This is a genomic window from Longitalea arenae (assembly GCF_016924755.1).
Taxonomy (GTDB): Bacteria; Bacteroidota; Bacteroidia; order Chitinophagales; family Chitinophagaceae; genus Niastella; species Niastella arenae.
Genome location: NZ_JAFFJX010000006.1, coordinates 60,857 through 84,867, shown reverse-complemented (window position 1 = coordinate 84,867; position 24,011 = coordinate 60,857). Strand labels below are relative to the sequence as shown.

Sequence of the window (24,011 nt, the reverse complement as noted above, 5' to 3'; positions counted from 1 at the left end):
CACCTTAAATAGTTGTTTCTTTTTCTGATCGCCGCTTCCGGGGCCTGATGAAATCAAGCGGATGGCTGCGGAAATATTTCCAGAGTATCTTTAAAAAACCCGGGTAATCCTTCAGGCGGATACCTCTTGAACGCACCGCTACAAAAAAAGCCAGGGAAAAGCTCACCAGGAAGTTCAGAAAGCCGATACCCAATACACCGGCCACTACATTCGCCAGGTACCGGTAATTAATATGCTCCCACCCTACTCCGTATGCGCCTATGGAGGTGTTGGCCGCTGAAATGGTAATATGCCTGATATCAAAGGGGATTCCAAAGATCTTACCCACAATGCCGGCCATACCCAGGAAAAATCCCAAAGCGATATTGCCCGCCAGGCTGCCTCCATGTTCATTGAGGTAGGTAGCTATTTTTTGCAGCCGGTTGGCCGGGAGCGATAATCGCAATACCGGATGTTCGGTAAGCCGTTTATCTATACGCCCGTAATTGATCTTGTTTTGCACATAACCGGCAATGATGCCGCTTAAAAAAAGAAAGAAACCGGTATTGCAGGCATATAATAAAGAAAGGCTTTGCCAGGGATGCTGGTCCTGCAATAAATGAACTGCTTTTTCACCCTGCACCAGGGGATGGCCGGTTGCCCAATCGTATAACCACACCAGCAGGTAGGTGACCGGGAACACCACGATCAGGTTCCCGATAAAGGAGGCGATCTGACTGCGGCTTACTTTCGATACCGTTACTGCCAGGTTGTATAAATTAGGACGATCGTCTGATTTACGGGCATCTAACGAACTGGCTACAGCGCTGGCAGTAAAGGCCGGTTGTTTGGTGGCCAGCGTCGACTTTGTTTCCTCTATGGCCACAAAACCCAGGCTGTAATTGATGCTGTATACAAAGCCATGCCAGAAAGGCGCCATCTGCAGCAGGCCCAACAGATTCTTAAAGATGGCTACAAAGCAAATGATCAATCCACCCCACATCGCGCTGCCGATCATTTGAAAATATTCCAATGGTGAAGAGGTAATGTATTTGCTTCCTTTTTTTCCCTTATGTTCTGCGATCTGGTAAGCCAGGTAATTGGTAGTTTGTGATAAGAATTCCCTGATACTGTTCTTCCGGTTCTCATTGCGAACGACGGTCATGAACAGGTTGGCAAAACGGGCCAGGTTGAGCTTTTCATCGGCATCGGCGATGTCGAGCAACAGAACCATCCGGTTCAGCTTCTGTTCGATCTGGTACAGGATAAAGGTCTGTGACAGGCTGGTGCCTTTTTCGGCGGTTTCGTTGCGGATATGCTGTACCAGCGTAAAACATTCCGTCAATACCGCGTTTAATGCTTTGGCCAGCGACTGCACGGTTTCCTGGCCCTGGTTAAACCGCACTACCTGCTCTTTGATCTGGTACACCAGGTATTGTTGTATGGCAAAGGGATTGTTCGGCGGCTGCCAATGTGCGGGCGTGTTACGGGTGATCTCATTTTCCCAGCCCAGCTGGGCCACCCTTGCGCTGAGGATCTGTAATGATACGATCACCTGTTTTATAATGACCGGGTTATTTTCCGAAAAATGCAGGCCTATCAGTTCGAACAGATGGATCCATTTTTCCTGCCCGATCTTTTCTACCCATTCATAATCATTATGCCTGAAAAAGATGCGGTTCAGCAGGTACAGAAAATCGTTCGGGTCCTGCGCCGGGGGTAAAAGTTTATGTTTTAAGCGGGCATATAATTCGCGGCCCGCGCCCCGTGAAACGGTAATGCCGCTTTCCGTAAGCAAAGGCACCAGGTTGCTGTTGATCAGCTGCGCCATAATAGCTACCCGCAGGTTGTTCACAACGCTGTCATGCTGGTGTAAGTACTGCAGGGTCTCTGCAAACTTTTTATTGGCGCTTTCAAATTCCGATAAACGCGGACGGATCATTGCTACGAAAGCCACCAGGTAGTTCAATGCCTCTTCCCGGTCCTTGATGGAAACAGCGCGTCCCTTTTCAAGGAATTCTTTTACCAGGTTAACTTTTTTCTTTTTCCTAATCATCTTAATCGTCAATGGTGAATGCCCGCCCGGCTGAACGCCGTTCGGGCGGGTCTATGGTCAATGGTTACTGCCTGTCCGCTCTCCGCCGATAAAAACCATGTCTATCAGGTTCGACCCAAATGAATAAGGTATATAGGCCAGCGACGGTACCGGTTTGGTAAGAATGAGGTTGGCTTTTTTGCCAATGGAAATGCTGCCCAGGGTGCCGGCACATTCCATGGCCCAGGCGCCGTTGAGCGTAGCCGCGTTGATCGCTTCTTCAGGCAACATTTTCATTTGAATGCAGCTGATATTTACCACCAGGTTCATATTCCCACTGGGCGAAGAGCCGGGGTTGAAGTCTGAGGCCAGTGCAATGGCGCAGCCTGCATCTATTAATGCGCGCGCCGGTTGAAAGGGCATTCTTAAAAAGAAAGCGGCGGTAGGTAATAGCGTTCCTATAGTTTGCGAACCGGCCAGAGACCGGATCGCATGCTCATCCATGGTCTCGAGGTGATCGACGCTGATAGCGCCTAATGCGACACCGGTTTGCACCCCACCCGACAAATTGAGCTGGTTGGCATGGATCTTTGGTTTTAATCCATACTGTTTACCTGCTTTGCAGATCGTGGCTGTTTCTTCCGGCGAAAAGAACCCTGTTTCGCAGAAAACATCAATATAATCGGCCAGCGCTTCCTGCGCAATTACCGGCAACATCTCCCCGATGATCTGATCGATATAGGCCTGGTGATCGTTTTTATATTCGAGCGGATAAGTATGTGCGCCCAGGAAGGTGGCTTTAATGGTAAGTTTCGAACGTTGCTTCAATTTTTTAATGACCCGCAGCATTTTCAATTCGCCGGATACAGTTAATCCATAGCCGCTTTTAATTTCAATAGCACCGGTACCCAGTCGAGCCAGTTCTTCCAACCGTTTCCACGCCAGGTTGAACAGTTCATCCTCCGATGCTTCATTCAGCTTACGGGCCGAATGCAGGATGCCCCCGCCCCTGGCGGCTATTTCAGCATAGCTGAGCCCTTTTAATTTATCAATGAATTCATTTTCCCGGCTGGCGGCAAATACCAGGTGTGTATGACTGTCGCACCAGGCCGGCAATAGCAGTCTGCCGCTTGCGTCAATGACCTCAGCGGGCATCAACCGCGTGGCGGAAGACAGTTCCTCCATCTTGCCATAGGCAGCGATGGTATCGTCTTCAATAAGTAAATATGCGTTGCTTATACATGGGAGTTCTGCCAACTCTTTTCCCCGCAGCACTGGCCATTCTTCCCGCACATTAACGAGTTGTTTGATATTGGTAATTAGTGTGGCCGCCATAGGGTGAAGATAGTGTAATTTGAAAAGCCGCAGATGATGAACATAAATAAAAGTCCGGAAGAAAGTGCACCGCTGGTGTACATCTTCCGGACTTTCCCGTCGGAAATTCAGTAATTATTTTATGTTCCTGCGTATTGTTTGTTCACGATCGGTAACATGAGTCTTTTCAGTAATTGCAATACTTTTTGTTGCGAGAAGACCGTGTACTGGGCGGCCGTGGGGCCATTGCTTACCTTAATGCTGTATGCACGTTCTCCCAGCGCTTTGAACATATCCTCATCAGTGGTATCATCACCCATACATAATACAAAATCGGGTTGCAGGTCATTCACGATCTTCAGGGCCATGATGCCTTTATCAAAACCCGACATGCGCACTTCCACTACTTTGTTGCCATCCACTACCTGCAGCATCGTGTTCTGCAACAACTGTGTAAGGTTATTGATCAGTTCCCTCGACCGGGTAAAGCCCAGGTCGGGGTGCGTATTGCGGTAATGCCAGGCCAGTGTATTTGTTTTTTCTTCTATAAATGAACCCACGCAATGCGTTACGAATAATTGCATAATGGGCCTGATCTCGTTCTTCCACTGATCAGGGATTGAAACGGTCTGCTGCCACTGCTCGCCTTTCGGTTTAAAGCTGGCGCCATGTTCCGCTACCAGCATTAACGGAAGATCACCCAGCCAGTTCTCCAGCGTTTCAGCTTCCCGCCCGCTGATGATCACTACCAGGTTCCTGGGATCGTTAGACAGATCGGTCAGTAAAGTGCGCAGGTCCTCATTAGGCCTGGCGTCTTTAGGCTGCTTGGCATAAGGCACCAGGGTGCCATCATAGTCAAGTAAGAGGCAACGGGTTTTAGCGATCTGGTAATGCAAATGGATCTGCGAACTGGTGCGGTCGTCGAGATGTTTTACCTGTTGCTTTTGCTGTTCCTGTTTAACATTCGACAACTGATCGAGGAAATCACTTACCCATTTGATCACATCATAATCCGACAAGCGTTGTTGCATCAGGATCATCCGTTGCTGTTGTTCATCTACAGGCATGGTCAATGCCCGGTTGATCGCATTCGATACTTCAATAACGTCGGTAGGATTTACCAGTAATGCTTCATTCAGTTCATTGGCGGCGCCGGCCAGTTCACTCAGGATCAAAACACCTTTACGCGCCGAACAGCTGGCCACATATTCTTTGGCCACCAGGTTCATGCCATCGCGCAACGGCGTTATCAATGCTACATCGGCCGCTTTGTACAGGGCCGCCAGCTCATTGAATGGTAAATGCGTATATCTGTAAATGATCGGCTGCCAGGTGATGGTAGATACTTTACCATTGATGGTTCCGATCTTTTGTTCTATTTGTTGCTTCCGCTCCGTATAGGCCTGAATGTCGTCACGGGATGGCACGATATTCAGGATAAATACTACTTTTTCCCGCCAGTCAGGATACTGATCCAGGAAATAATCAAAAGCACTGAGGCGGTCCATTAAGCCCTTGGTGTAATCGAGCCTGTCTACAGAGAAAATGATCTTCTTGCCTTCAAAGTTGTTTTTGATCTCATTGTAATATTGTTTGGTCTCCGGATCATCGCAGGCTTTATTGAATTTTTTGTAGTCGATACTGATGGGAAACAGATCCGCTTTGATCATGCGGTCCTGGTACTGGATGGTGTGAAAATAACTGTCAACACCCAGGATCATTTTTACCGACTGTAAGAAGTGCTGCGCATAATCGTGGGTGTGAAAGCCTACCAGGTCACTGCCCAGTATACCCCGTAGTAAACCTGTTTTCCACTCAGCCGGTAAGGTCCTGAACAGTTCATACGACGGGAACGGGATATGCAGGAAGAAGCCGATGGTAGCCTCCGGTTTTTCCGCGCGGATCATTTCCGGCAACAGCATCAGCTGATAATCGTGGATCCATATGGTATCGTCGGGCTGGATGAGCGGAATTAATTTATCAGCAAATGCCCGGTTCACTTTTACATACGCATCGTAGTAGTGTGCCTGGTAGTCGACCAGGCTGGGAAAATAATGGAACAAGGGCCATAATACAGAATTGGAAAAACCGTTATAATAGTCCTTGTAAAGTATTTTATTTAAGAATAAAGGATTGATCTGAAAGTCAACACTTGTTAACTGTTCGGAGACCACGCTCCATTCATTTTGGGGAAAATCTGCCACACCTACCCACAACTTATCCGTAAACGCACGGTTTTTAGAACTTTCGCTTTCAATATAACTTTTAATAGCCGAAACAAGTCCCCCGGAGCTTTGCCGAAGCGAAAGCTGATCTCCTTCATGGTCAATAGAAAAAGGTAGCCTGTTAGATATAATAATCAATCGTCCCATAGAATAAACAGTAAACCAATGAATAATAACAGGGCTTGCCAGTTTTTAAACTTTCAGGCCCGGTTCCGTTGGTGGATTATTAAAGAAATTATAATGCCAATGAGGGAGAAAAGTTGAGCGAACCGATTGATTTTAAGAGATTGTAATGTGCTTTTAATGTTGCTCTTAAGAGGGAAGACTGTGAAGTTGGAACTAAGACCCGGGAAGCGCGTGTATTTCGTATTTCCTGCTTTGTACTTCGGGCACCTGATCTCAGCATGGCATATTGAAAAAAGAAAAGGAGATAAAGAGCGACGCTCTATCTCCCTTTAATGTTGTATGTTCCTTTGCCTTATTTGAAATTCAGTTTCATTTTCTGACGGTATAACTCTCTAACCACGCCGCGTTGGTTATAAGGGTTGGTAACCAGGAAAAATAAATACAGGGGTTCGGTGAGCTCAGCAATTTTCAATGTTTTTTCTTTCACAGGAAAATAAACCTGTTCAATGGTTCTGGTAGCTGTTACCGTATTGGCATCTACCGTTTTGATATCTCTGTCGAACCGGTATTCGTTGGTAGCTTTATTGTAATACCAGAATGACCAGTTGTCAGCCGCAACAGCAATTTGTTTGTTGGTGTTGAAGTTTTCTTCCTTTACAACTTTGTAGGGAATGTCTTGCAGGTCGGGTAAAGAGGCTTTGTCGGCTGTTTTGTAAACTGCGTCGGTAAAATCGGCATTTACGAACAGGCCATCGTAGGCATTAACATCAAAAGTGAATTCAACGGCAAAGGGGGCTTTCTTTAATTCATATTCTCCGTTAACTGGGGTTACGGCAGCTCCATTCTGAATGATCTTCAGGCCTACTTTGGCCTGGGAAAACGCTGTGCTGGCTACTAGGGCAAAAAGGAGCAAGGAAATGGTTGTTTTCATAATTCGGATTTTTCATACAAAGTTTATCTCATACCTGCTACAACGTACAGATCACTGAGATATTTTGTCATCGTATAAATACCATTTTTTCCGGTTGGGTCGGTGGTATCCGCAACAAAATAGAAAAATTATTTTATCTGTGAAACCGTTTTTTTAAATCGAGACCAAATTTTATGGAAGTTTCTTTTGCAAGGTCGTATCCCGCGTCTGCATGTCGTATAACACCCATACCCGGATCGTTGCGCAAAACACGTCCCAAACGTAAAGCTGCGTCATCTGTTCCGTCAGCAACGATCACCATACCTGCATGAATACTATAGCCCATGCCCACACCACCGCCATGATGTAAACTTACCCAGCTGGCGCCTCCTGCCGTATTCACCAATGCATTCAGGATCGGCCAGTCTGCTACTGCATCACTGCCATCGGGCATAGCTTCCGTTTCGCGGTTGGGTGATGCTACAGAACCGGTATCCAGATGGTCACGGCCAATGACAATGGGCGCCTTCACCTTTCCTGTTTTTACGAGCTCATTAAAGGCAAGGCCGGCTTTTTCTCTTTCGCCCTGCCCCAGCCAGCAGATGCGCGCGGGCAATCCCTGGAATGCAATTTTTTCTTTGGCCAGTTTCAGCCAGCGGTGCAATGATCGGTTTTCGGGGAACATCTTACCAATAACTTCATCTGTTATGGCTATATCGTTCGGATCGCCGCTTAATGCCGCCCAGCGGAAAGGGCCTTTGCCTTCGCAGAACAGGGGACGTATATAAGCCGGAACAAAGCCCGGGAAGTCGAATGCGTTTGCCAATCCTTTTTCCCTGGCCCGGGCCCGAATATTATTGCCATAATCGAAAGTGACGGCGCCTTTTTCCTGTAATTCGAGCATCAGCTGCACGTGACGGTACATGGAGTTGTACGCATAACTAATATATTGATCGGGGTTTTGCGTTCGTAGGATCTTCGCCTGTTCATAGGAGATTTCATGCGGCCAGTACCCGATCAGCGGATCATGCGCAGAGGTTTGATCTGTAAGTGTATCCGGAACAATATTTCTTTCCACGAGGCGTTCTAAGAGATGTACTGCATTACATAACACACCTATTGAAAGTGTTTCTCCTTTTTGTTTTGCTTCCAGCGCCCGGTCAATAGCCGCATCGATACCAGTAATTTTTACATCGAGGTATTTTGTTTCAATCCGTTTGTCAATCCGCCATTCTTCCACTTCCGCGATAAGCGCTACGCCTTCGTTCATGGTTATGGCCAAGGGTTGTGCGCCTCCCATTCCGCCCAAACCGGCTGTTACATTCAATCTGCCTTTCAGGGTGCCGTTAAAATGTTTATTGGCTGCTGCCGCATAGGTTTCATACGTGCCCTGTACAATGCCCTGGCTGCCGATGTAGATCCATGACCCGGCGGTCATTTGGCCGTACATCATCAGGCCTTTTTTTTCCAGTTCATCAAAATGCTGCCAGTTGGCCCAGTTGGGAACGAGTTGCGAGTTCGAGATCAATACCCGCGGTGCATTGCGATGCGTGGGCAAAATACCTACTGGTTTACCACTCTGGATCAACAGGGTTTCATCATCATTCAGGTCTTTTAATGATTGAATGATCATATCCAGCGCTTCAAAATTGCGTGCTGCTTTTCCCCGCCCGCCATATACGATCAGTTCATCAGGCCTTTCTGCCACTGCAGGGGCGAGGTTATTTAACAGCATGCGTAATGCCGCTTCCTGGATCCAGCCTTTACAGGTCAATTGCGAACCGGTAGGTGTTTTGTATTTGGTTGCGTCGTATGTTATAACCATCGGTGATAAGATTTGAATCGCTTTTTTAAATTTACCACTTTCTTTTCTATCATAGCCCAAACGCCTCAAAGCCTTCATTTAAATTGATCTTCTTCAATTTCGCCAGTTCATTACAATGTTCCACAAACGAAAAATCGCTGATGAGCCGTTTTATCTTGTCAATATCTTCAGCAAAAATTCTGTCCTCTTCTGCAAAACTTACAAACTGACGCACATAGTCATGTGCCGATTCCAGGATCTCACTGCTTTTCAGGGGCCGCCTGAACTCAATGGCCTGGCATGCGCTTAACAGTTCGATCGCCAAGATATATTCCAGGTTGTCGAGCACCTGGTTCAGTTTGCGGCCACTGATGCTGCCCATGCTCACATGATCTTCCTGTCCCAATGAGGTAGGAATGCTGTCGGCACTGGCCGGAAAACACAGGGTCTTATTTTCTGTTACCAGGGCGGCTGTGGTGTATTGCGGTATCATAAAGCCACTGTTCAAACCTACATTTCTCATCAGCAACATGGGTAATCCCCATTTTCCTTCCAGTAACAGGTAACAGCGGCGGTCTGAGATATTCCCCGCCTCGGCCGCTGCTATACAGGCATAATCGAGCGGCAACGCCAATGGTTGTCCGTGAAAATTGCCACCGCTGATGGTATCATCGGCGCTTAAGATGATCGGATTATCGGTTACCGAGTTCAATTCAATTTCGGTGAGTTGTTTCAAATGTAACCAGGCATTGCGGCTGGCGCCATGTACCTGGGGCATGCAGCGCAAACTGTAAGGGTCCTGCACCCGGCCGCAATCAACATGGCTTTGCATGATATCGCTTTGGTGTAATAACAATCGCAGGCGCTGGGCAACCAGTTCATTGCCGGCAAATGGCCGCAGGCGGTGCAGGCGTTCGTCAAAAGGCGCCTTGGTGCCGGTAAGGGCTTCCAGGCTCATGGCCCCAATGATATCTGCTGCTTCCAAACAATAATGCAAACGCTGTACGGCCTTTACCGCAAATGACAGAATGAATTGCGTGCCGTTTATAAGCGCCAGGCCTTCCTTGGGGCCCAGTTGTATAGGGGCCAGCCCGAATTGCTGTAATATATCCAGCGAGCGGTGCCGCTTGCCCTGGTAAAATACCTCGCCAAGTCCTATCAGGGGCAGGAACAAATGCGCCAAAGGCGCCAGATCACCCGAGGCGCCTACACTGCCCTTTTCGGGTACTACCGGAATAACGTCCTGTTCAATATGCCATATAATCCGTTGCAGGGTCAAGAGCTGAGCGCCTGAATATCCCTGCGCCAGTGCATGCACTTTGGTAATGAGCATGAGCCTGGCAATTTCCGTTTTAATGGGCTCCCCAACGCCTACGCTATGGCTCTGTAAGATCTTATGTTGTAAAATGCGGGTATCTTCTTCCGATACCGGTGTATTGGCCAGCACACCAAAACCGGTATTGACGCCGTAAACCGTTTTATTGTTGTTTACAATGTCCTGTACATCCTGCTGGCTTTTCCGGATCTTTTTTATAGTGGCGGTATTCAATACGCCTTTCAGGGAGCCGGCTGCAATGGCCAGCGCCTTGCCAATCGTTAACTGGTCGGTACCATAATTAAACTCCTGTTGCATACAATTCATTGATGATGCAAAATGTTTTGCACCCGGTTAAAGACTGATTCGTTTTGCAGGCCCTGTTCAATTTCTCCAATGGCCGATAAGATGGTCTTGCTGTGCCTGCCTTCCTGCACCAGCGCTTCCATAGCCTGCTGCAGCGCATCCCATACCGGCTGCACCTGTTGTTGCAGTTTTTTGCCTTTGCTGGTAAAGGCCACTACTTTTTTACGGGCATCATCGTCTGCAGTAGTGGTTTTGATGAGCCCTTTCTGTTGCAGGCTGCTTACAAGCTGGCTTACGGCCGAATGCGAAATGCCCAGTTCATCTGAGATATCCCTGATGGAGACCGTTTCCTGCCGCGATAAAATATAAAAGACCGGAAACCATGCGGCATCGAACGACAGCTCATGCGATGCATAGATCTTGTTCACATCGGCCAGAAAGGCTTCGCTTAACCGGCGCAACCTGCTGCCAAATACCAAAAATCCCAATGACTGGTAAAAACTCATAAATGTATAAGTACTTATACAAATGTACAAATACTGTTCATAAATCAAAATATAAATCAACCGCTGTTGAACCAGAGCCTGCTAATACATTTTTGTTGTAATTTTCGAGCTTCATCAGTTTACTGGTATTTATCAATCTTAAATGTGTTTGAAAAGATCAGAAACAATATCTTTAAACCGAAATCCAAGCGATTCCTGAAAAAAATATAACCTGCAAATATGAAAGCTGCACTGCGCGCTCAACTTTCTGTAATGATGTTCCTGGAATTCTTTATCTGGGGCTCCTGGTATACGACCATTGGTGTTTATATGAGTAATCATGATATGGCTAATTTGACCCACTGGCCATATACGGTAAATCCCATTGCTGCTATTGTTGCCCCCTTCTTCGTAGGATTGATCGCCGATCGTTTTTTTGCCACCCAAAAAGTGTTAGGCACCCTGCATATCTTAGGAGCAGTGTTCATGTTCCTTACGCCTTCGGCAACCGGTAGTCCGGTTTTATTCATTTTGTTATTGCTGGCCTATAATCTATGTTACATGCCAACCATGAGTTTGGCCAATACGATCTGCTTTCATAAAATGAGCGACCAGGAGAAAGAATTTCCCTTGATCCGCGTGTTTGGTACGGTTGGCTGGATCGTAGCCGGTTTGATCATCAGTTTTGTGCTGGGCAATTTCGTTGCCGGAAATATAAAGCCTGAGCAAACCGCCATGCCTTTGTATATGACCGCAACGGCAAGTCTTTTGCTGGGCATCTTCAGTTTCTTTTTACCCAATACCCCACCGCCTGCCGCGGGCCGGAAAGTGTCGGCCAGCAGCATTATCGGTGTGGATGCATTTAAGCAGCTGGCCAGTCCCTCCTTCTTTATTTTCCTGATCAGTTCCTTCCTGATCTGTATTCCGCTGGCGGCTTACTATAACTTCACCCAATTGTTCCTCGAAGGGGTTCAGTTCAAAAATATTGCGGCAACGCAAACGGTTGGACAGGTCTCTGAAACGCTGTTCATGCTCCTGATGCCTTTCTTTTTCGTGCGCCTGGGGGTTAAATGGATGCTGGCCGCCGGGATGTTGGCCTGGGTGCTGCGTTATGCCTTGTTTGCATTGGGCGCTCCCGACCAGGTAAGCTGGATGATCCTGACCGGTATCGCCCTGCATGGGATCTGTTATGATTTCTTCTTTGTGACCGGACAGATCTACGTTGACAAAAAAGCGAATGCGCTCATCAGGGCACAGGCGCAGGGGCTTATTGTATTTGTAACCTACGGTGTAGGGATGCTGGTAGGCGCTCAAATAGCAGGTATCGTTTTCAATAGCTTTCTGGGCACATCCAAAGCCCTTGGTTTGCAGCAATGGCAAAACTTCTGGTGGCTGCCCTGTGTTTTCGCCGCGGCGGTATTGCTGTTCTTTATAGTTACATTTAAAGAAAGGAAGACGCAGATCGGCAAATAACGTTACAGGTTACAGGTTACAAGTTATAGGTTACAGGTTACAGGTTACAGGTTACAGGTTACAAGTTACAGGCAAACCTTGCACCCTGGAACATAAACCATAACAATATAACTGGTTTTCGCTGAACGGAAATTCGAAATTGCTTTTGAGGCCGAACAGAAGACAACGATAAACCAAAAACAATAAACAATAAACTGGTTTTAGGTGGCGGAAATTCGAAATTGCTTTTGAGGCCGAACAGAAGACAACCACAAACCACAGACCACAAACCACAAACCGGTTTTCGTAAAGTTGAAATTGCTTTTGAGGCCGAACAGAAGACAACGATAAACCAAAAACAATAAACAATAAACTGGTTTCTGAATTGCTTTTAATGCCGAACAGAAGAAAACAACAAACCACAAACAACAAACAACAAACCAACACATATGGCTAGGATTGCAATGCTAGGTTCAGGCTTCATTGGCCGCTTTTATGCCGACTCCCTGCAGGGATACAGAAGCCGCGACAAGATCGTAAGTATCTATTCCCGCCGCACTGAAAGCGCCAGGAAATTTGCCGAAGATTACAACGTAGCGCATTATACGACCGATATGGAGGAAGCCATAGCGCATCCTGATGTTGATATCGTTTGTATTTCCCTGCCGAATAACCTGCACGAAGCGGCTGTACTACTTTGCTGCAAACACCGCAAGGCAGTAATGACCACCAAACCCCTGGGCCGCAATGGTGAAGAAGCCAAACGTATGCTGCAGGCCGTTGAACAGGCCGGTATTTTCAACGGATACCTCGAAGACCTCGTATATACGCCCAAGTTCATCAAGGCCATGGAGAGTGTGAAAAACGGGGCGCTGGGCCGGATCTTATGGGCCAAATCAAGAGAAACCCATCCTGGTCCGCACAGCGACTGGTTTTGGGATATGGAACAGGCCGGCGGTGGTTGCATTCTTGACCTCGGTTGCCATTGCGTGGAGATCACCCGCAGCTATATTGGTAAAGACATTAAACCGGTAGAAGTGATGTGCTGGGCCGATACCCAGGTAAAACCCATCGATGCGGAAGATCATGCGATCGGACTGGTAAAATACGAGAACGGCGCCATTGGTCAGTTTGAAGTAAGCTGGACCTTCCGTGGCGGGCTCGACCTGCGCGATGAAGTGATGGGCTCTGAGGGCACCATCTGGATCAACAGCTTCCTGCGCACCGGCTTCGATATGTTCACTACTGGAAAGGGCGCCGATTATGTGGCCGAAAAAGCCGAAAGCAATACCGGTTGGTTATTTCCGGTAGGCGATGAATTGAATGAACTGGGTTATAACCATATGTTCATGGATATGTTCAATGCCCTGGAAGGCGGCCGGGACCCAAAAGAGACTTTTTATGACGGCTATGTGGTGAACTGTATCCTCGATGCCGCCTACCGCTCGGCCAAAAGCAAACAGTGGGAACCTGTACAGCTCGAGATCTGGCGGGGCAGAACCGGCGTTACCAAAGACAGCCACCTTACCGAGTACGATGCCGATCATTACCTGGTAAAGGAAGAAGTGACCCATTACGGCGCTAAAAAAGTGATCCTGAAGAATAAACAAACGGGTAAGATCAGCGAAAAAGTATTGTCATAACGCAATAATTAAATCAGCCTGTTTTTTTCCGGAAAGCAGCGATTCGCCTATTTTTGCGGCTCTATAACTTAAACCCACGTATATGAAAAGGCAATTTGTAGCGATTGTGTTAATTTTTACTATTGGCCTGCTGGCCAATGCATTCCAGGGAAATGCACAACATAAGATAGGTTATATCAGCCTGCAGGAACTGGTCAGCGCCATGCCAGAATACAAAAAGGCCCAGACAGATATGCAGGATTACCAGAAAGCGCTGGTTCAACAGGGTAATGATTACCAACAGGCGTTTATGGATAAGCAAAAAAGCTACGCAGCTGATTCTGCAAAATGGACCCCTGCCATGAAAGAAGTAAAGAAGAAAGAGTTAAACGAGTTATATATTAAGTGGACCAATTTCGTTAACCAGGAAGCCCAACAGATGATGAATCAGCACGAGCAGGAACTGCTGGCCCCTATCCAGGAGAAAGCCGTCACCACTTCACAGGCTGTAGCCAAAGAGAACGGGTATGCTTATATTCTGCCCAAAGAACAATTGATCTCTTTTCCTGCCGCCGATGATATTTTACCGCTTGTTTACAAGAAACTGGGTATTACGCCACCCGCTAAAGACGCCGGGGCGAAGAAGTAGAAGAAGGAGGCCTGAAGTCCTGAGCCTGAGGATTGAAATCAAAGACAAGGATCTTATATAAAGAAAAAGGAACAAAGTCGATATTGAATCTGCTTTGTTCCTTTTTTTATTTTGTATTTCAGACTGCCTCTATTCCTTTATGCCTCTATACCTTTATTTATGCCTTACTTCAACCCCATATCAGCGATTATTCCCTGTATGCGCTTATCGAGCTCGCCGTGCACCTGGATAGACTCGAAATCAGCAGCGCTTTTTATGGTGGTATTCACACTGAAATAGAATTTGATCTTGGGCTCGGTACCACTCGGGCGGGCTGAGATCTTGCCGCCATCGGCCAGAATGAATTGCAGTACATTGGAAACGGGCAGGGTGAGATCCCATTCCTCGCCGGTCTGCAGGTTCTTCCCCTTGCGCAGCTCATAATCGAGCAATTGCACCACCGGTGAACCGTTGATGGTCATCGGCGGATTATTGCGATAACCATCCATCATGTCGGCAATCTCTTTTTGTCCGTTCATGCCTTTCTTCGTGATGGAGATCAAATGCTCTTTATAATAGCCGTATTGAACATAAAGGTCGATCAGTTTTTCATACAGGGTTCTGCCCTTGTCTTTTTCGTAAGCAGCCATTTCGCAAAGCAAGGCTACCGCAGACACTGCATCTTTGTCGCGCAGCTGGCTGCCGATCATTAAGCCATAACTTTCCTCCCCACCCACTATATAATTTTCGCTGGCTTCTTTTTCCTTGATCAACTCGGCGATCCATTTGAAGCCGGTGAGCACATTGTAACATTTTACATTGTTATCAGCGGCAATGCGGTCGATCATATCCGTTGTAACAATGGTCTTGCACACAAAATCATTTTTCTGGGCAATTCCTTTCGCTTTCCGGGCCTCGATGATATAGTTGAAAGCCAGTACGGCGGTCTGGTTGCCATTCATCAGCACCCAGTTACCCTGTTTGTCTTTAATGGCAATACCAACGCGGTCCGCATCGGGATCGGTTCCCAGTAAAATATCGGCATCCAGCTCTTTGGCTTTTTTCAAACCAATGCTCATGGCTTCGCTTTCTTCTGGGTTGGGATAGATCACCGTAGGGAAATTACCATCGGGTTTGGCCTGTTCTTCTACAATATGCACATTGGCAAAACCAAAACGTTGCAATACTTCAGGCACCAGCATTATACCGGTACCATGTATGGGCGTATAAACGATCTTCAGGTCGCGCTGGCGGGTGATCACTTCCGGATACACGCTCAGGCTTTTCACCATCCCGATATAGGCATTATCCAGTTCTTTCCCAACAATGGTAATATTGGCTTCGCCCCCACTCCATTTCACTTCATCAACCGAACCGATCTTTTCAACTTCCTTGATAACGTTTTTGTCGTGTGGCGGCACTAACTGCCCGCCATCGTTCCAGTATGCTTTATAACCGTTATATTCTTTCGGATTATGCGAAGCGGTACAAACCACGCCGCCCTGGCAGCCCAGATGCCGGATGGCATAGCTTAATTCAGGGGTGGGACGCAATGCTTCAAACAGGAAAACCTTAATGCCGTTGGCTGCCATCACGTTCGCAGTAATCTCTGCAAACTGGCGGCTGTTGTTGCGGCTATCGTGCGCAATGGCAATGCGAACAACACCTCCCGGGTAGGTTTGTAACAGGTAGTTGGCAAAGCCCTGGGTGGCCATTCCCACCGTATATTTATTGATGCGGTTGGTGCCTATGCCCATAATTCCGCGTAAGCCACCTGTACCGAATTCCAGGTTCCGGTAAAAAGCATCGGCCAGCTCGTTGGGATTTTCCCGTTCAAGCCTGGCAATTTCCTGTTTGGCGGCATCATCGTAATTTCCGTCTTTCCAAACTTGTACGCGCTGCTTAATTGCATCATCCATAGTGCTCAATTTGATGTTAGTGTTGAAGGTTTGAAGTTATAGAATTTTATGATCTGACGGTTCGTTAAATGCATAAACCGTGCCTTCCAAAGTATTATAGAAATTCAGGATGGATATCCCGGCGAATGAGCATTCCGTCAGGGTATTAAGGCCATGAAACCGCTGGCCTTTAAACAGCGAACTTAGAACTGTGAACCTAAAAGTTAGAACTTAGAACTATGAACTGTGAACTACTCCAGGTAAGCCCCGGTAATTACATCGCCCTCCACTTCAACGAAAATATGCTCCTGCAAAGTGGTTGCTACCGATAATCCAACGTAATCTGTTTTTACAGGATAGGCTTTATGCGTGCGTTCTACCAGCGCCAGTGTCTGGATCTTTTTAGGCAGGTAGGCCAAAAATGGTTTTATGGCATACAGCATGGTTCTGCCGCTGTTGGCGACATCGTCAATTACGATGATCACTTTATCGGTAAAATCGGTTTCACCGCTCAGCCTGATATCGTGCGGCGATTTTTTGTCGAGGGAAATATCGATATTCCAAATGGCGATATTACTATTGATCGATCGTAACAGTTTTTCAATAGTACGGGCGATGGCGCTTCCATTGTCCCGGATGCCGGCAAGAATGATCTGCTGTTCCTCCAGGTTATTTTCTACGATCTCATAGGCTATCCGTTGTAATTTCCGGGCTACTGCTTCCTTGTCGAGTATATAATTACGCGCCATGAATTTTTGCGTCAAATCTAAATGAAAATTTTCTCCCTGATCAATTTTTAGTGCAAATTTGTCGGGTGCGATCGAGATCTGCTTACCATGCATTTATTTTAAAACCACCAAACTGCTGATTATGCACTCTGGGAGAAATTACACCCTTCAGGAATTTATATACTGGACCCGCCGGAAAATTTATGTATTGATCATACTGGCCGTTGTACCTACGGTGGTATTTGCGATCACCGGTACAAAATGGATCCTCATTCCCTGGCCGCCGATCTTATTGATAGGTACGGCATCGGCGCTGATCGCAGGTTTTCGCAATAATGCCACCTATGGCCGTTCCTGGGAAGCCCGCCAGATCTGGGGCCGGATCGTAAACTCAAGCCGTACGTTTGGAATTATGACCCTGGATTTTATCCGTCATCCGCAGGAAGGTCTGCTGAAAGAGATCCACCAGCGGATCCTGTTCCGCCATTTGGCCTGGATCACCGCTTTGCGTCATCAGCTCAGGGAAAAAAGACAATGGGAAAATGCGCGGATTTGTCCGCAATACATCGAGTATGCAAAATTTTATTCAGTGCCCGAATGGAAGTCGACCCTGGCAGAAGATATTAAAGAGTTTTTGACCGAAGAAGAATGGCAATCGGTAAAAAACAGGAAGAATATTGCCACGCATATCCTCACCCTGCAATCGGCCGATCTTCGCCAACTGCATGAACAGGGCCGGATCACCGAATTGAAATACCTCGAACTGCAACAACAGCTCAAGGACTTTTACGATCACCAGGGCGGCAGTGAGCGCATCAAGAACTTTCCCTATCCGCGCCAGTATTCCACCCTCAGCCGTTTCTTTTTTAGCATTCTGACCGTATTGATCCCGCTGGGGATGCTCAACGAGTTCTCTAAGCTGGGCCCGAATTTTATCTGGTTGAACATTCCTTTCAGCATTATCGTCAGCTGGATCTTCCTGACCCTGGAGGATATCGGCGAGAGTACTGAAAACCCCTTTGAAGGCGCGGCCAACGATGTGCCCATCAGTACCATCAGCCGCACCATAGAAATAGACCTGAAGGAAATGCTTGGCCTCGAAAAAATACCCCCGGCCCGCGTTCCCGATCACTATATTCAGATGTAAGACGCGGTTGCCGGGTACCAGTTACCGGTTGCCGGTTACCGGGTACCAGTTGCCGGTTGCCGGTTACCCAGCATGGATTGCCTTTCGTTTTTTGCGTTTGATTAGCACATTAGCTAATCAGCTAATCAGCAAATTGCTTCCATTAGCACATCAGCAAATCAGCAAATCAGCTAATTAGCAAATTAGCCAATTAGTTTTATCTTAGTGGTATGTCATATATACCGCAGATCCTGTTTATCATTATTTCGGCGGCAGCCATCTGGTTCTTTACAAAAAAGATCATGACGATCCGCCGTAATATCCTGTTAGGAAAAGACGCAGATTATTCAGACCGGCCCGGTGAACGGTGGAAGAATGTATTGCTGCTTGCGTTCGGACAAAAAAAGATGTTCCGCAATCCGCTGGTGGCTGTCTTGCATTTTTTCATTTATGCGGGCTTCATCATTATCAATATTGAAGTGCTGGAGATCATCATCGATGGCATCCTGGGCACCCATCGTATTTTTTCACAGTTCGGCGGCGGCTTTTATACGTTCCTGATCAATGCCTTCGAGTTTCTGGCCATTACCGTTTTGCTGGGCTGTGTTATTTTTCTGCTGAGAAGAAATGTCGTAAAAGTAAAACGCCTGGTGCATCCCGACCTGAATGGATGGCCGCGCAGCGACGCCAATTATATTCTCATTACCGAGATCGTGCTGATGACGCTTTTCCTCACCATGAATGCGGCTGATACCCTGTTGCAGGAGCGCGGGTACGGACATTATGCCGAGCATCCCACCGGTAATTTTGCTTTTTCGGCTTTGTTGCATCCCTTACTGAATGGACTAAGCGATAACGCCCTTGTGGCTGTTGAAAGAACTTGCTGGTGGCTGCATATCCTGGGCATTTTTGCTTTTTTGAACTATCTCCCCTACTCCAAACACCTGCATATAATACTGGCTTTTCCCAACGCTTATTATTCGCGCCTGAAGCCCATGGGCAAAATGAACAATATGCCTGCCATTCAGAACGAAGTGCTGTATGCCATGCAGCCTGAGCTGGCGCCGGCCAATGCCACGCCGCCCGATAAATTTGGCGCCAAGGAAGCAACTGACCTTAGCTGGCGGAATTTGCTCGATGCCTATGCCTGTACGGAATGTGGCCGCTGCAGTGCTGCTTGTCCGGCTACCATAACCGGAAAGAAACTTTCACCGCGCAGGATCATGATGGCTACCCGCGACCGCATCGAAGACATGGGTAAGAACATCGATCAGAACGGCGAGTTTAAAGACGATGGTAAAACCCTGCTGCACGATTATATTTCGGTGGAAGAATTACGCGCCTGCACCACCTGTAATGGTTGTGTACAGGAATGCCCGGTGAGTATTAGTCCGCTGGAGATCATCCTCGAACTGCGCCGTTCGCTGATCATGGAAGAAAGCAATGCCCCCCAGGAATGGAACGCGATGTTCAGTAATGTAGAAAATAATTTCGCCCCCTGGAAGTTCAGTCCCGATGACAGGGATAAATGGGTAAGTGAATTAATGTGATAATTCGATAATTTGATAATGAACAGCCACAGGCTGATCTGAATTTTTTTAATAGCTAATTAGCACAGTTTGTATTTGTTTTCATTATCAGATTACACATTAGCTAATTGCGTATTTGTTTTCAATTATCACATTATCCAATTATCACATTATCACATTATTAAGGTAGCACAATATTAAACGTTACTCCGCCTATTGAGAAAGTAGCGTTGGCATCGCATCCGGAATTACCGTAATCCAGGGTACGTGTGGCCAAACCTGCCGGTGTTAATTCAATTTTGCCACTTTCAAACCAGTTACAGGTCATTTTACGAACCAGGGCCTGGGTGATATTGATAGTATAAGCATGACCGGAGGCAACGGTGCCATTGGCCGACCCGGTGATTGAGTAAGTATCATCGAGGATATTCAGCGGCGTGCCGGCGCCGGCCACCCATTCGCGTTGACGGGTAGATACCCAGGTAATTTCCCCCCCATTATCTGCTTTTATGATAACGCCGTTCACCTCGATCTTATATACGAGGTTGCCCGCATTGTTCAAACCCAGGTTGGTGGTCTTGTGGGTGCCTTTGATCTGGTTATCGTTCACAAAGTAATTATCGTATGTAATGTTCACTACGGTGCCTGCATCGCGGTATTTACCGGTCCAGTTGGCCAGGATGCGGCCCCTGCGTTTTCTGCCATCAGCACACAAACAGTTGGTGGTGCCAAAATTAATGATCAGGGAACGGTTGCTGCTTACAGTATCTAAAGTTACCGTTACACAATTCCCAAATACGCTTTCCACGCGGGCTGTTGGTTCATTGGCAGCCACACGGAAAGAAAAGTTAGCGCCAAAAGTTACAGATGCGTCTACCATAGTGGTGGCATCGGTATAAGATGATTCGGCCATAGCATTGTCCTGTGCTGCGGCGGTATCGGTATCTGCTGATGGTTTTGAATCTTTTTTACAGGCGGTGAAGGAAAGTGAAATGAAGAAACAGGCCATAATGCCCGGGAAAATGGATTGTTTTTTTAGCATGGGGTATGATTTATGATCCGGCTTCAGACTGGCAGCCGGGCGCCTGGTTTAAAACGAATTATAATTTTTTTTGGTACGTGGCGGGAAAGGAAATTGTTCCATCTATATAACGTGCTGAGTAATAATGAAAAAAGAATTTCTGATGGCGGGATTTCGGGATTTTGAGATTTGCTCCAGATCAACCACCCCATAGATCTTATAATCCCAAAATCTCTAAATCTCTAAATCTCGAAATCCCGAAATCTCGAAATCCCGAAATCTCTAAATCTCTAAATCCCGAAATCTCGAAATCTCGAAATCTCGAAATCCCGAAATCTCAAAATCCCAAAATCCAGAAATCCCGAAATCAAACTATGTTCTTCTTCCTAAGCAGGCGCCATGCCATGATAATGGCCGTGATCGCAAAAACGCCTCCAATGATCCAGCTGATGAGGCCCTGGTTCGCATTTAAACGCGTAACGATGAGTTGTCCGCCAAAAATGAACACTGCATTGCCCAGGAAAGTGCCCAGGCCAATACCGGCGATATAAACGTTATAGTGATCGTTGCGTGGCTGCAACACTTTTTTAGTGAATAATGCGGTGCTCCAGCCAAACCAGAAAGGGATCTGGGCCGGGTTCACGGCACTCATGGCCAGGCCTAAATAAAACTTCGGGATGGTATGGGAAAGAATGACATTCTTTTGCGTCTCCGGACTGGCGGCGGCAATAAAGTTCGTTATGGCCAGGGCGGTTATGATCAGGATGGTAACCCATTCGAGCCAGCGGAATAATTTCTTATGTTGCGTCACCCAGTCCATGGCCACCAGGGAAATGCGCACATAGAAGATCTCCACCAGCAGTGCGCCCAGTGAAAAGTAGAGGGCCGGACGAATGCCGTCACTAACGGAGATCTGCATGGCCGCAATATTCAGCGTTCCCAGTGGCAGGGTACCCAGGAAACTTATGAACATGCCGGTTATAAAGATTCTTATATACAAATTTCCAACGTTGTGAATGGTAATAGCCAATGTGCTGATTTGCTAATGTGCTGATGTGCTAATGAATACAGGACTGAATCCTGTTGTACCCATGACCTTCGATTTTTACGACCGCACGGCCTTGAAGCATTAGCAAATTAGCACATTAGCAGATTAGCTAATTTGTTTACTCCGTCATCGCCGCCAGTTTCCTCGACCATTCCCGGTCTTCGCGGAACATAGCGATGCCTTCGCGCCAGCTAAGGTAACGATGTCCTTTCTTATGGTTCATGCGACTGATGCGGTAGAGTATGATCCAGTGCCGTACGATCTCTTTCCAGGCAAAGAATATGGAGTGTGCCGGGTCATAAATATGGGTTGGTTCTGCCCCTGCCCCATTCACTTCTATGATCGAAAAGTTTTTGCCCTGCTTCATGGCTTCCCAGGTATCGTAGCGGATATCGAGCCGGCCAAAATAAAATTCAGGGATCATCTTACAAATGGAATCCATGACATTGGTCAGGGCTTCATCGGCCAGGTGGCTTTCATCGAGGAATTTAGAACCCCGGGCATGATTACCAAAGGGAGAAACGATCATTTTTTCGCCGGGCGGTAATACCAGGTTCATCCGTTCACCGTGGATCTTTTGCAGGCTCGGCAGGTACATAAGCGCCCGTTTGTCTTTTTGCAGTAACTGCAGCAGCGTATGTTTTCCATCGCCGGTCACCGATAAAAATTGTTTACCTACAATGCCGGTGATCCTGCCTTTTTCTTCACCGGGATAACGCACGTAAAAAATGCCGGCTTCATTCTTCCACGGAACGAACTCCTGGATGTGAAAGTCGAGATAGGCCGTACGCGCATAGTTTCTTACATCGGCTTCATCACGTAATACTTTTACCCCGCGGCCGCGGCCGCCGATATTGGGCTTGCCAATAAGGGGAAACTGCAGGCCTGCCCTTTTCAGGTCGCGTACTACCATATCGCCATTGGCCGGTATGGAAAAGAAAGCGGTGGGTGGATGGTATTGCGGTGGAATGATGGCAATAATGTCTTTTTTGCTTTCGCATAAAAAGCCGCCATTTTTAATGGAGGGATTGGAAGCGGCAAAGAAAAAGAAGGACCGGGCACGGAGGCACAGTAATATCCATACCGGGTAGATCAGCAGATATACACTATTAAAACTCCAGTATTCCCAGTTCAGTAACTTAATAAAAAACGGTCGGTGCAGGATGCGTTGTAAACTGTTCATTATCGGCCTGCCATTGTTTTTTCAACTATTAATTGTTCGGTGAAAGCGTTGTTGTTTTTGAGATCAAGGTAATGCATCCGGGTTATTTCATCGGTCAGCGCCAGTTGCGTAACGCTAACAGTAAATACCTGTCCGTTCCGGTTCATGCGCAGGTCGTTGTGGGCGTCGCCATCACCGGTGAACTGGTGAAAATGCAGAATATCGTCAGGCGTGGGCGCCGGATGTTTTTGCAGCCATTTATTGAACCAGCTTTTTCTTTTTTTGACCACTTTCTCATCGTAGAGGGTTGCCGATGACCAGATATGCGGCGCAGTGGCCGCCAAAGGGGTCATATGTTTTTTTTCACCATCCCAACGGCATTCAAACAACCGGCCCATCCACACAACGGCGGTGAACGGTTCTATCCCGTCCAGCGATATCTCTTTGAAACGCTGCACCGGATCGGTGGCATCATCCAGCAGGTCGAGCAGGATAAGCCCCCGGCTTTTGCGATACGGTGGTTGCGGCGTATGACGAACGAATGCCCCGTTCAGAAATACGATCGCATGACCGTTCTCATGGGCGGCGATCCAGGTACCTCCGGCATCTCCGTCTTTCGGGAATAAGAGGTTGCCTGACTGACCGGCATGTATGCCTGGCGGTAATGCATTGGAACGCCAATGCTTTTCATCGCGGTTGGATGTAATATATATATTATCCCTTACCGGAATAAAGGTTACTGTGCACATTGTTTACGATACTTAACGGTAGAAGAAGCTACCCCGAAATCATCTGGTAATTGAATGTTCGAAATTTCAGTAATGCCTACCCGTATCAGGGCCATGTGATGGATCGTATGTTCGAGGTTATAGGCCACCTCGCGGAAATAATTTGTTTCAATGGCAATGGAGTCGGTTACATGATCATCATAACAGGCTTCCAGGGTAAGGGTTTTGTTCGGTTTGCCCAAACCCCGGTGAATTTCCAGCAACAAGCGACCCGCCAGCTCCTTGTCCGATTCAATCAATGTGTCGCGCTTACGTTTTTCATAATTAACGATACCTGTCTCATATCCGTTCTCAAGGCATTGAAACAGCTCAATAATATGCCGCACATGCTGACCAATCGTATTATTGAAAAGTGTTTTACACGATTGGCTGTACTGCGCTTGCGACAACTGGCTGAGCGAGTCAGATAATTGTACAAAAATTGTATTTACAGCTTGTTGTAATTGCATTGGTCGGTTTTGTTCCTAAAAATAATATTATTTTTCAATTAAGAATTTCCGTTCCTGATTT

At 47.2% G+C, this 24,011-nt stretch carries 19 protein-coding genes; 5 read left to right on the top strand and 14 right to left on the bottom strand.

Going from position 1 to position 24,011, the window contains the following annotated elements:
• Nucleotides 1–4 precede the first annotated feature (4 nt).
• The 7 genes from JT717_RS15090 to JT717_RS15060 form a co-directional block, all read right to left on the bottom strand.
• Complete coding sequence (locus JT717_RS15090; protein WP_205511326.1) at nt 5–2,035, bottom strand: site-specific recombinase; 2,031 nt, start codon at nt 2,033–2,035, stop codon at nt 5–7.
• A gap of 57 nt (nt 2,036–2,092) precedes the next feature.
• Nucleotides 2,093–3,349, bottom strand: a complete 1,257-nt coding sequence (hutI, locus tag JT717_RS15085) for an imidazolonepropionase (RefSeq protein ID WP_205511325.1) — start codon at nt 3,347–3,349, stop codon at nt 2,093–2,095.
• Between the two features lie 119 nt (nt 3,350–3,468).
• Nucleotides 3,469–5,700 (bottom strand): bifunctional alpha,alpha-trehalose-phosphate synthase (UDP-forming)/trehalose-phosphatase, encoded by a 2,232-nt coding sequence (locus JT717_RS15080; protein WP_205511324.1) that lies wholly within the window; start codon nt 5,698–5,700, stop codon nt 3,469–3,471.
• A gap of 331 nt (nt 5,701–6,031) precedes the next feature.
• Nucleotides 6,032–6,610, bottom strand: coding sequence for a hypothetical protein (locus tag JT717_RS15075; protein ID WP_205511323.1), 579 nt, complete (start codon nt 6,608–6,610; stop codon nt 6,032–6,034).
• A 133-nt stretch (nt 6,611–6,743) separates the two neighbouring features.
• The gene (gene hutU, locus JT717_RS15070; protein WP_205511322.1) at nt 6,744–8,414 is read right to left on the bottom strand and encodes a urocanate hydratase; all 1,671 of its coding nucleotides are present in this window, start codon (nt 8,412–8,414) and stop codon (nt 6,744–6,746) included.
• Nucleotides 8,415–8,463: 49 nt separating this feature from the next.
• Entirely contained in the window at nt 8,464–10,035 is a 1,572-nt protein-coding gene (gene hutH / locus JT717_RS15065) for a histidine ammonia-lyase (RefSeq protein ID WP_240348125.1), read from the bottom strand.
• Complete coding sequence (locus JT717_RS15060; protein WP_205511321.1) at nt 10,032–10,520, bottom strand: MarR family winged helix-turn-helix transcriptional regulator; 489 nt, start codon at nt 10,518–10,520, stop codon at nt 10,032–10,034. Before JT717_RS15060 ends, hutH begins: the two co-directional genes overlap by 4 nt.
• 219 nt (nt 10,521–10,739) lie before the next feature.
• Here JT717_RS15060 and JT717_RS15055 point away from each other — a divergent pair, with 219 nt between their 5' ends.
• The 3 genes from JT717_RS15055 (at nt 10,740) to JT717_RS15045 (ending at nt 14,222) form a co-directional block, all read left to right on the top strand.
• Nucleotides 10,740–11,972, top strand: a complete 1,233-nt coding sequence (locus JT717_RS15055) for a nucleoside permease (protein WP_205511320.1) — start codon at nt 10,740–10,742, stop codon at nt 11,970–11,972.
• A 428-nt stretch (nt 11,973–12,400) separates the two neighbouring features.
• A complete protein-coding gene (locus JT717_RS15050) occupies nt 12,401–13,594 on the top strand; it encodes a Gfo/Idh/MocA family protein (RefSeq protein WP_205511319.1) in 1,194 nt (397 codons plus the stop codon).
• Nucleotides 13,595–13,676: 82 nt separating this feature from the next.
• A complete protein-coding gene (locus tag JT717_RS15045; RefSeq protein ID WP_205511318.1) occupies nt 13,677–14,222 on the top strand; it encodes an OmpH/Skp family outer membrane protein in 546 nt (181 codons plus the stop codon).
• A gap of 164 nt (nt 14,223–14,386) precedes the next feature.
• Here the strand turns inward: JT717_RS15045 and JT717_RS15040 are convergent, their stop codons facing one another.
• Both JT717_RS15040 and JT717_RS15035 read right to left on the bottom strand, forming a co-directional pair.
• Complete coding sequence (locus tag JT717_RS15040) at nt 14,387–16,120, bottom strand: phospho-sugar mutase (protein WP_205511317.1); 1,734 nt, start codon at nt 16,118–16,120, stop codon at nt 14,387–14,389.
• A gap of 230 nt (nt 16,121–16,350) precedes the next feature.
• A complete protein-coding gene (locus JT717_RS15035; protein ID WP_205511316.1) occupies nt 16,351–16,848 on the bottom strand; it encodes a phosphoribosyltransferase family protein in 498 nt (165 codons plus the stop codon).
• Nucleotides 16,849–16,969: 121 nt separating this feature from the next.
• Between JT717_RS15035 and JT717_RS15030 the strand changes: the two genes are divergently transcribed.
• Nucleotides 16,970–17,974: a bestrophin family protein gene (locus JT717_RS15030; RefSeq protein WP_205511315.1), complete on the top strand. Its 1,005-nt coding sequence runs from the start codon at nt 16,970–16,972 to the stop codon at nt 17,972–17,974.
• Nucleotides 17,975–18,183: 209 nt separating this feature from the next.
• A complete protein-coding gene (locus JT717_RS15025) occupies nt 18,184–19,503 on the top strand; it encodes a 4Fe-4S dicluster domain-containing protein (protein ID WP_205511314.1) in 1,320 nt (439 codons plus the stop codon).
• A gap of 160 nt (nt 19,504–19,663) precedes the next feature.
• Here the strand turns inward: JT717_RS15025 and JT717_RS15020 are convergent, their stop codons facing one another.
• From JT717_RS15020 to JT717_RS15000, 5 genes are all read right to left on the bottom strand, one after another.
• Nucleotides 19,664–20,524, bottom strand: a complete 861-nt coding sequence (locus tag JT717_RS15020; protein WP_205511313.1) for a hypothetical protein — start codon at nt 20,522–20,524, stop codon at nt 19,664–19,666.
• Nucleotides 20,525–20,870: 346 nt separating this feature from the next.
• Nucleotides 20,871–21,476, bottom strand: a complete 606-nt coding sequence (locus JT717_RS15015; protein WP_205511312.1) for a LysE family translocator — start codon at nt 21,474–21,476, stop codon at nt 20,871–20,873.
• A 193-nt stretch (nt 21,477–21,669) separates the two neighbouring features.
• Complete coding sequence (locus tag JT717_RS15010; protein ID WP_205511311.1) at nt 21,670–22,734, bottom strand: hypothetical protein; 1,065 nt, start codon at nt 22,732–22,734, stop codon at nt 21,670–21,672.
• Nucleotides 22,734–23,462: an NRDE family protein gene (locus JT717_RS15005; protein ID WP_205511310.1), complete on the bottom strand. Its 729-nt coding sequence runs from the start codon at nt 23,460–23,462 to the stop codon at nt 22,734–22,736. Before JT717_RS15005 ends, JT717_RS15010 begins: the two co-directional genes overlap by 1 nt.
• Nucleotides 23,450–23,950: a hypothetical protein gene (locus tag JT717_RS15000; protein ID WP_205511309.1), complete on the bottom strand. Its 501-nt coding sequence runs from the start codon at nt 23,948–23,950 to the stop codon at nt 23,450–23,452. Before JT717_RS15000 ends, JT717_RS15005 begins: the two co-directional genes overlap by 13 nt.
• Nucleotides 23,951–24,011: the final 61 nt, after the last annotated feature.